At 40.4% G+C, this 8,453-nt stretch carries 7 protein-coding genes and 1 pseudogene; 3 read left to right on the top strand and 5 right to left on the bottom strand.

Going from position 1 to position 8,453, the window contains the following annotated elements; translation table 11 throughout:
• On the bottom strand, positions 1–214 hold a 214-nt coding region (locus tag IM496_RS15325), incomplete at its 3' end, for a helix-turn-helix domain-containing protein (protein ID WP_287662442.1).
• Between the two features lie 446 nt (positions 215–660).
• The gene (locus IM496_RS15320) at positions 661–3,090 is read right to left on the bottom strand and encodes a dynamin family protein (RefSeq protein WP_287662441.1); all 2,430 of its coding nucleotides are present in this window, start codon (positions 3,088–3,090) and stop codon (positions 661–663) included.
• A gap of 228 nt (positions 3,091–3,318) precedes the next feature.
• Between IM496_RS15320 and IM496_RS15315 the strand changes: the two genes are divergently transcribed.
• On the top strand, positions 3,319–4,959 hold the full coding sequence (locus tag IM496_RS15315; RefSeq protein ID WP_287662440.1) for a phospholipase D-like domain-containing protein: 1,641 nt from the start codon (positions 3,319–3,321) through the stop codon (positions 4,957–4,959).
• A 223-nt stretch (positions 4,960–5,182) separates the two neighbouring features.
• On the opposite strand, the gene IM496_RS15310 is transcribed toward IM496_RS15315, so the two are convergent.
• From IM496_RS15310 to IM496_RS15300, 3 genes are all read right to left on the bottom strand, one after another.
• The gene (locus IM496_RS15310) at positions 5,183–5,494 is read right to left on the bottom strand and encodes an MgPME-cyclase complex family protein (RefSeq protein ID WP_061430283.1); all 312 of its coding nucleotides are present in this window, start codon (positions 5,492–5,494) and stop codon (positions 5,183–5,185) included.
• 67 nt (positions 5,495–5,561) lie between these two features.
• Entirely contained in the window at positions 5,562–6,284 is a 723-nt protein-coding gene (locus IM496_RS15305) for a pyridoxine 5'-phosphate synthase (protein WP_287662443.1), read from the bottom strand.
• 59 nt (positions 6,285–6,343) lie between these two features.
• Positions 6,344–6,688, bottom strand: a complete 345-nt coding sequence (locus IM496_RS15300; RefSeq protein WP_002733791.1) for a YbaB/EbfC family nucleoid-associated protein — start codon at positions 6,686–6,688, stop codon at positions 6,344–6,346.
• Positions 6,689–6,951: 263 nt separating this feature from the next.
• Here IM496_RS15300 and IM496_RS15295 point away from each other — a divergent pair, with 263 nt between their 5' ends.
• Together IM496_RS15295 and IM496_RS15290 are read left to right on the top strand one after the other, a co-directional pair.
• The gene (locus IM496_RS15295) at positions 6,952–8,148 is read left to right on the top strand and encodes a DUF4377 domain-containing protein (RefSeq protein WP_287662439.1); all 1,197 of its coding nucleotides are present in this window, start codon (positions 6,952–6,954) and stop codon (positions 8,146–8,148) included.
• A gap of 219 nt (positions 8,149–8,367) precedes the next feature.
• Positions 8,368–8,453 (top strand): annotated as a pseudogene (locus IM496_RS15290) (IS200/IS605 family transposase); the annotation flags it as partial.

The following is an 8,453-nucleotide window of genomic DNA, read 5'->3' as shown; positions in this document are numbered from 1 at the left end:
CTTCAGTCAACCACTGTTTTTTTTCTGTTTTTTTTATCTGAGTTAGTCTTCTAGACAACTCTGTATATTTCGGCTTTTTCTCTCCTTGTCGATACAGTTCTTGACAGTAAGCTAAAGTATCGTTCCAGACAACACGCACACGCCCGAACAACTGAGACAAAAGCCTCTTTTGTTTGTTGGTTGGGTAAAGGCGGTATTGATACCTTGCTTTCATTGAGTTAAAATGTGTGTGTCTGTACCCTATTTTAACTAGGTCTATCAATAATGTCAAGTCATATACGAAAAGAAAGACACTCTATAATCAGTGATCAGTAAACAGTAAAAAGACAGTAGGAAAATTCTATTTAATACTGCACACTTAAAAACTCACATCTGATAACTGATAACTGATAACTGATAACTGATAACTGAGAGGTGCATCACTGGAAGTTCTCAGATGCTCTATTAAAGATCAAGAAAAGCCGGGGAGCATCTCATTTATGGAAGTAAGTAATTATACTTATTTCTAAAACTGTTTTCTAGCAAGGCTTTCAAAATAGCTTGACATAAAAACCTGATTTAGGGGTTACAAAAGTGAGATGCTCCCAAAAGCCAAAAGCCGTCGTAAAACGACGGGGTTTTAACCCAAATTTTCGATAAGAATAACAAGACTTTGATCGCTTATCCCCCGCTGGAGTAATTAACAACTTCTAGGACAATCTCTAATTCTTGTTCACCAATTACAGGCAAATGATTTTTCTGTAAACCCATAGCAGTTAAACAAGTATTGAGAGAGTTAATCGCTTGGTTATAATCCTCAATTTTTTGGTTAATTTCTTTCTGTTTGTGAACATTATTAGCAATTTTTTCCGCCGCTTCCTGTTCTAAAGTTTGTTCTAGATAAGAGCGAGCTTGATTGAACTGTTGTAGAATAGTATCGGCTTGTTTTTTTGCCATTGGTATCAATTGATTTTTTAGAGTATTATTAATAGTTTGACGGAAGTTTTTCTGAATTGTTGCTGATACTTTTGGCTCAAAATCTAACTTAAGTAATTGACGGATAGCAGGTTCGGCATCAAGAATACTTTCACAGTCATAACCTTGGGCAGTTTGTTGGACAGTTTGCCGAAATTGAAAGATAGAAAAAGTGCCTTCGTTGTAAAAATTGTGATTTTCTCTTACATAGCGATCGCACTCTGTTCTCGCTTCGGAAATCAAGACATTAATTAACTGATCTTCTAGCTGTTTTAGCTGATTTTCTATGTCACTATCGTTACCCAATAAACGATAGATTTGTCGATAATAATCACCTTGCCTTACCGCATCTAAAAGACGCTGACAAAAGCGAGTAATTAAACTGGTTGACTCCTCAATTAACACATCTTCTAGCTGGTTAGACAGATAATAAAAAGCTTCTACCAATACTGCTAATAAAGGTGCTGTAGCATTGCGAGGATGGTTTAAAGTCGCTTGTGAGTAAGCATTTCTGACAGAAAAAGTATTTAATAACTCATCCAATCTTGATACCATTCTTGCTTTCAGTTTCTTAAAGTCTTCCTCGAAGTTTTCATCGCTATTAACCACGATAGCATTGACATAACCATCTATATGTTTAGTTAATTTCTCTCCCACTTCCTTTAACTCTTGATTGAGGTGATTTAACTCCAGAGCTTTCATCGCCTCAATTTCTCGTGGTTGACTTTCTAAATCACGATAAATCCCTTGATAATAATTTTTGAGAGTAATGCAGAGAGATTGTAAATCATCGGCTAAAGTTGCAAACAATTGCGGACGTTTTTCTTCGGTGAGATAACGAGTAATTGCCGTGCGAAATTCTTCGATACCGCTATCAGCAATTAACTGCTCTAGTAAAGGAGTTCCCCACTCGCTTAAAACTCGGAAGTAATTTTTATTAGGGGTTTCATAACCGTGGATGGAAACTTTAAAGGGAGTTGCCAGTAATTTACCTGAGTTAGCACAATAGTTATTAAACTCGCTGACAAATTGTGGTGTTTCTTCTTGTCCTCCTAAATTTTTGACACTTTCGGCAAAGATAGAATCTAAACCATAACGCTGATTAATATTGGTTTGATTTTTCACCTGATACCCATAAAACCCTAAAAGTCCGCTGGTTTTGTAAATGCGGGAAGTATCACGAAATTGCGTTTGAATTAGGTTTTCTAAACGCTGTTTTAGTTGGGCTGAGTACCAGGTTTCATCGATGCGGTTAAAAACATAAAAAACTCGATCACGAATACTGGCATTAGAGCGAATTTTTTCAAGTAATTCCGTTTCTTCTGTGGCTAATTCTCCCGCAGAAGCAGCCTTTAAAACACAAACCACTGCCGAAGTATCAGGATGCTCTATTTTACGATAGGCTAAAGCGGCATCTTTTTTGACTGGGGCATCAATACCGGGCAAATCTACCAAAACGTTACCATCTTTAAGGAGAGGATGATGACAGTAATATTCTAGACGTTTTAAGACGGCACTATTGCTACCACGACGGGCAAAACTGGCTGCTTCTGCTAAATTAGAAAAGTGAAATTGTTCCATGGAATAGGTGGCATTATGCAGCGTATGGATCCGCTCACGATTTTGAGTAAATCCTTCAATTAATAATTTTAAACCCTGAGCTTGTTTAGCTCGCTCGGACTTGCCTTCTCCCCCTTCCTGTTCGATAATTTTTTGACAGTATTGGTTTAACTGACTACAGTATTCTGGAGAATTAATGTTACTGGGATTAGTTAATTGCAGATTTTGACAGACGGTATCGACTAAAGTACGAATTTCTGCTTCGCTGAGAAAGGTTAAAACCACTCTTTCCTCATCAGCTTCTGCGTACTCAATATAACATTCTGTACCCGTTGCGTGTCCTTCGGCACTATACAGCAATTCTCGCTCTAAAAGTGCATTGATTAACATTGATTTCCCGGCACTAAAAGCACCGGCGAAAACGATTTCAAATTTGGGAGAAATGGCTTTTTGTAGGGCAATTTCTATCTTGCTGGTATCCTGTTGATTGCGGAAAGAGGATTCGCTTTTTAATAGTTCAATTATACTGTTAACATTACCAGCCAGATTACTGCATTGGGGTAAAAGTTCAGTCATGGTAAAACCCAGATCTAGAAGAACAGTGCTATTATTCCCCACATGATAACAAAATTCCCTAACTAGATGTCACATCTTTGCTCAGTAATTTAAGCAATCAAGGACAAGGCCCTAGTCTTGAATCTAGAATCATGATTGATTATAATCAATTTAGTACATACCGATTTCCGAGAACCTGCTTAGGTAAAAATTACCTCCTCACTCCTGAATCCTAGGGGAATGATAATTATGTGGGCAAAAATGGCAATAGATAAATGGAGATTAAAAAAAATTCGGACTATGGGACAGTTAGGATTTTTGTTAGGGACAGTTTTTCTTTTGGGTGGCTGTCATTCTTTGAATGCTATCCAAAATCGTCCGCAACCCTTGCCCCAAGATCAATATATTCAAGTCTATTTTAATTATAATCAGGCCCAGGGGTCAAATTATACCGATCCCTATCGCCAAATTAATCGCCCGGGGGATAATTTAGAACAGGTTATTATTGATAATATCAACTCGGCCAAAAGTTCGATCGATCTAGCAGTGCAAGAGTTACGTTTACCCGCCATCGCTCAAGCTTTAGTGGAGCGTCAGCAACAGGGAATTAAAGTTAGGGTTATCCTCGAAAATATTTACAATAAACCTATTAATAGTTTAGCCAAAAACCAAGAAAAATCAAGCGATCGAGAACAGGAACGTTATCAAAACCTTTTTGACTTAGTTGACATAAATCGCGATGGTAAATTAACTCCAGAGGAAATCGCCCAAAGAGATGCAATTACTATCCTCAAAAAAGCTGGCATTCCCCTAATTGATGATAGCGATGATCGCTCAAAAGGTAGTGGTTTAATGCACCATAAATTCATGGTTATTGATAATTACACTACTTTAATCAGTTCAGCTAACTACACCTTAAGTGATATTCATGGAGACTTTTCTAATCCCGAAACTGTCGGGAATGCCAATCACTTATTAGTGATTACTAACCCCCCACTAGCTAGAGTTTTTCAAAGAGAATTTAATCTGATGTGGGGAAGGGAAGATCAGCCTAAATTTGGCTTAGATAAACCCCACAGAAAACCGCAAACAATCCCTATCGGTAATAGTAGTCTGACGGTAAAATTTTCCCCCGATTCTACCACTTATCCCTGGGCAATTACTAGCAATGGTCTGATCGGTGAAACTTTAAATAAAGCTAAAAAATCCGTGGACTTAGCCCTATTTGTCTTTACGGAACAGCCTCTAGCTAATATTCTCGCCCAACGACATCAACAAGGGATAGAAATTAAAGCTTTAATTGATCCTAGTTTTGCCTTCCGATACTATAGCGAAGGATTAGATTTATTAGGAGTTGCTCTCAGTAATAAATGTCGTTATGAACCAGATAATCAGCCTTGGCAAAACCCAATTAATACCCTAGGAGTTCCCGATCTAGCTGCGGGAGATAAATTACACCATAAATTCGGTTTAATCGATGATAAAATTGTGATTACTGGTTCTCATAATTGGTCAAGAGCCGCTAACCATCGAAACGATGAAGCTTTAGTTATTATCAATAATCCCACCGTTGCCGCTCATTTCGATCGAGAATTTCAATATCTTTACCGTACCGCTAAATTAGGACTGCCGGAAACTATTAAAAATCGGATCGAACGGGATAGGAAAAACTGCCCCCAATCTTTAACAATTAAAAGCGATCGCTTAATTAATTTAAACACCGCCACAAAAGAAGAACTAGATAGTTTACCCGGTATCAGTGGCAAATTAGCCGAAAAAATTATCGCAGCCCGGCAACAAAAACCCTTTACTTCCCTAGAAGATTTGGATCGAGTATCGGGAATCGGTAAGAGAAAAATTAACAAGCTGCAAGGCAAAGTTAGCTGGTGATGATTGCCTCGTCTGTATTTTTTGCCACAGACAAAAACTAGCAATTTTCCCTTGTTACAGCAAGCTAAGTAGGTAGGTGTTAAAAATCGTTAGATACCCCCCTTATTAAGGGGGATCCCCCCGCCTATCGGCACCCCCCTTATCAAGGGGGGCAGGGGGGATCGAGCCCAAAATCTATCTTCTATTTAATTATAACCACTTATTTACCACAGACAAAAAAGAGTTATTTTAACGGTTCGGGAATACTATCGGAAGGAGCTTCAAACTGTCCGGTAATAACGTATTCTAGACGCAATTTTAGCCAAGTAATAAACTGTTGATTGAGAGAAACAATTGCCGCTGCTGGTTGGGGAGTTTTCTTTTTGATATCGGCAAAAGCGGGAGTATCTAAAAAAGCTGGATTGGCAATTAACCAAAAATCAATTTCTTGACCTTTTTCTTGATAATTCCTGATTCTTTCCTTCAAAACTTCCTTTTTGATCGCTTCTTCTTCTAAAAACTTTTGACTGGCTACCAAATAATAATAAGTTGTCATGATCTTTCCTTTAATTTTTCAGTGTAATTGTTCCTGAGTCGGGATATTAGCTGATAGCTGATGGCTTTTACAATTGCCCACGCATAGCCAATTTCATTTCCCTAACGGCCCGTTCCAACCCGACCAAAACTGCGCGACTGATAATTGTGTGACCAATGTTCAATTCTTCCATATTGGGCAAACAGGCGACATCATAAACATTCCAATAGGTCAAACCGTGGCCGGCATTCACCCGCAAACCGAGAGAGGAAGCGTATTCACAACCTTCTTTAAGAATTGTTAATGCTGCTTGACGATCGCTCTCCTGTTGTGCTTCGGCGTATTGACCGGTATGGAGTTCAATAAATTTTGCCCCCGTATTAGCGGCCGCTTGAATTTGGGCAAAATCGGCATCAATAAACCAACTAACGGGGATATTAGCTCCTTGTAGGCGCTCGACAACCCGACAAAAACGGTCAAAATTGCCCAGCATATCGATCCCCCCTTCCGTGGTCACTTCCTCGCGCTTTTCGGGGACAAGGGTGACATAATCGGGTTTAATATCGAGAGCAATGGCGATCATTTCCTCCGTCGGGGCCATTTCCAGATTCAGATGAGTCCGCACCGTTTGCCGGAGAATCCGCACATCGCGATCTTGGATATGACGACGATCCTCGCGCAAGTGAACGGTAATGCCATCAGCACCGCCGATTTCCGCCAAAACTGCCGCCGCCACGGGATCCGGTTCCACGGTCCGACGCGCTTGGCGAATTGTGGCCACATGGTCGATATTGACACCCAAAGTCAGCAAAGTTGAACCTCCTTGTTTGTTAGTCCAACTTTCCATCTTACCATTGCGGTCAAAAGCGATTACATACTGGAGATATTTAAACCCATGGTCAGTTCTTCCATTTTGCTGCGCATGGTTTCCGTAGAGGCATCATAGGCGGCTTTCATGGCTTCTAGAATAGACCCAGCCACAATCTCCAGATCTTGGGAGAGGAGAGAAGGGTCGATTTCAATACCCCGGGGTTCTTGGTTGCCACTGAGATAGACTGTCACCAAGCCATTCTCACTCTGGCCAGGAATTTCCATAGTTTCCAGTTCTTCTTGCAGAACTTTGGCCCCTTGTTGCACCTGTTGCGCTTTTTGGAAAGCGTCTTGTAGTTCTTTAATCTTACCGAGACCGAATCCGAATCCTTGTCCTTGTGCCATGATGTTTTTTTTGTTTAAGGGGTCATTCAAGGTTTTTATTGTACTGCTTAAGGTGAACTGGGGTCAACTTTTGGCCCTGTGAGGGCAAAAAGTGATTAATGACAACGTTGACTTTCTGACTGGGTTAAGGTTTGCGGGAACTTGTTCTCTCTTAATCCGTCACGAGATGGTCAGAAAGAGAAATCTGAAAAATTATCCTAACCACTGAGTCGATTACCCCACGCCATAATAGAATTGTTGCTTTGACGAGGAGAATAGCAATTTTGAACGCCAAAAAAACGGGAATTTTCTTGACAATTGCCCTAAGTTGTGCTTTAGCGGGGAAAGCGGCGATCGCTAATACTTCCCCTTTGGAGGGGACTCGATGGAAACTAAGGGGATGGACAGCCGGAAGTTTGGTGAAAGAAACGGAAATTACTGCTGCTTTCCAGAAAAATATCCTCAGTGGTTCGGCCGGATGCAACCAGTATAATACTGGCTATCAAGTCAATGATGACACGCTTCAGATCAACCAAGCGATCGCTACTACGAAAAAAGCTTGTCCGGAACCGCAGATGAAACAAGAAAATCAATATCTGGCCGCCTTGCAAGGAGTGGAACAATTCCAAGTGACAGCTAAAGGCGATTTACAATTATTTTATCGTACTCCCGAAGGTTTAGGAATACTCACTTTTACCCCCGCACCAACCACCACGCGCACGGAAAAGACAATTTATATCCATTCTAGGAAACAACCCTGTGGCCAAGGCGCAACCAAAGACTGTTTACAGATGCGAGAGAAACCAGAGGAAAACTGGAGATTGTTCCCTAATAGTATCGAGGGATTTGATTATAAACCGGGATTTTTCTATCAAATTAAAGTTAGCGTTGAAACCGTATCCAATCCAGCTACTAATCAAAATTCAGAAACATGGAAGCTATTAGAAGTTATTAGCCAAACCCCAGAAAAAGAAACTCCGCGAGCTTGGTTTGATCGACCGTTAACTAATTGGAATAAAGCCAAGTCCCCTATCCCCAAATCCCCCGTTAAAACCGTGATCGATAACCAGTGTCGTGAACAGGTTCGTCCGGCAATTACTGCCAATGATCAAGCTCTTAATAAAGCAGGATGGTTACTGTACGGGGCCGTGCAAACCTATGGGAAAACTAGCGTTATTTCGGCCATGAGTGGAGTGGATGGAATGTGCCGACCGATGGGTTATCAAGACTTTGTTTTTGTCGATGGTAAATTCGCTGGCACTCTTTCCCCGCGACCGATGGATTCGCGCACTGATGGTGCATCTCAGAGAATTGTTTTACAAAATAGCGATCGAATTATTGTGGTTTTTAATCGCTATAAAGATACGGATCCTCTCTGTTGTCCTTCCCAATTAAGTCGCGTTGTTTATCAAATTGAAACAGTCAGCGGAGTGCCAGTGGTTGTTCCCAAAGAAGCGGAAACAGAAGCAGTAAGAAACTAATTCAGTTATCAGTTATCAGTTATCAGTTATCAGTTATCAGTTATCAGTTATCAGTTATCAGTTATCAGTTATCAGTTATCAGTTATCAGTTATCAGTTATCAGTGAGATAGGGAAAAAAAGACTGGCAGCTAATATCTTCTTTATTATATCTCCCGCAAAAGTGAGTTTTTAATCTCTTCGGGTCTAATTCCCCGCCGCTCGCGGCGTATAATAGAAAAATGAGTGAATACATCCATAAGAGCCATAATGTAAGTGTTTTGCTATATCATTTAGTGTTCCCAGCCAAATATCGTAAAGCCGTTTT

The sequence above is a fragment of the Microcystis sp. M049S2 genome, from assembly GCF_020245625.1.
Taxonomy (GTDB): domain Bacteria; phylum Cyanobacteriota; class Cyanobacteriia; order Cyanobacteriales; family Microcystaceae; genus Microcystis; species Microcystis ichthyoblabe_A.
Note: the sequence above shows the minus strand (reverse complement) of the source record. Positions and strands in the feature narration are given on the sequence as shown.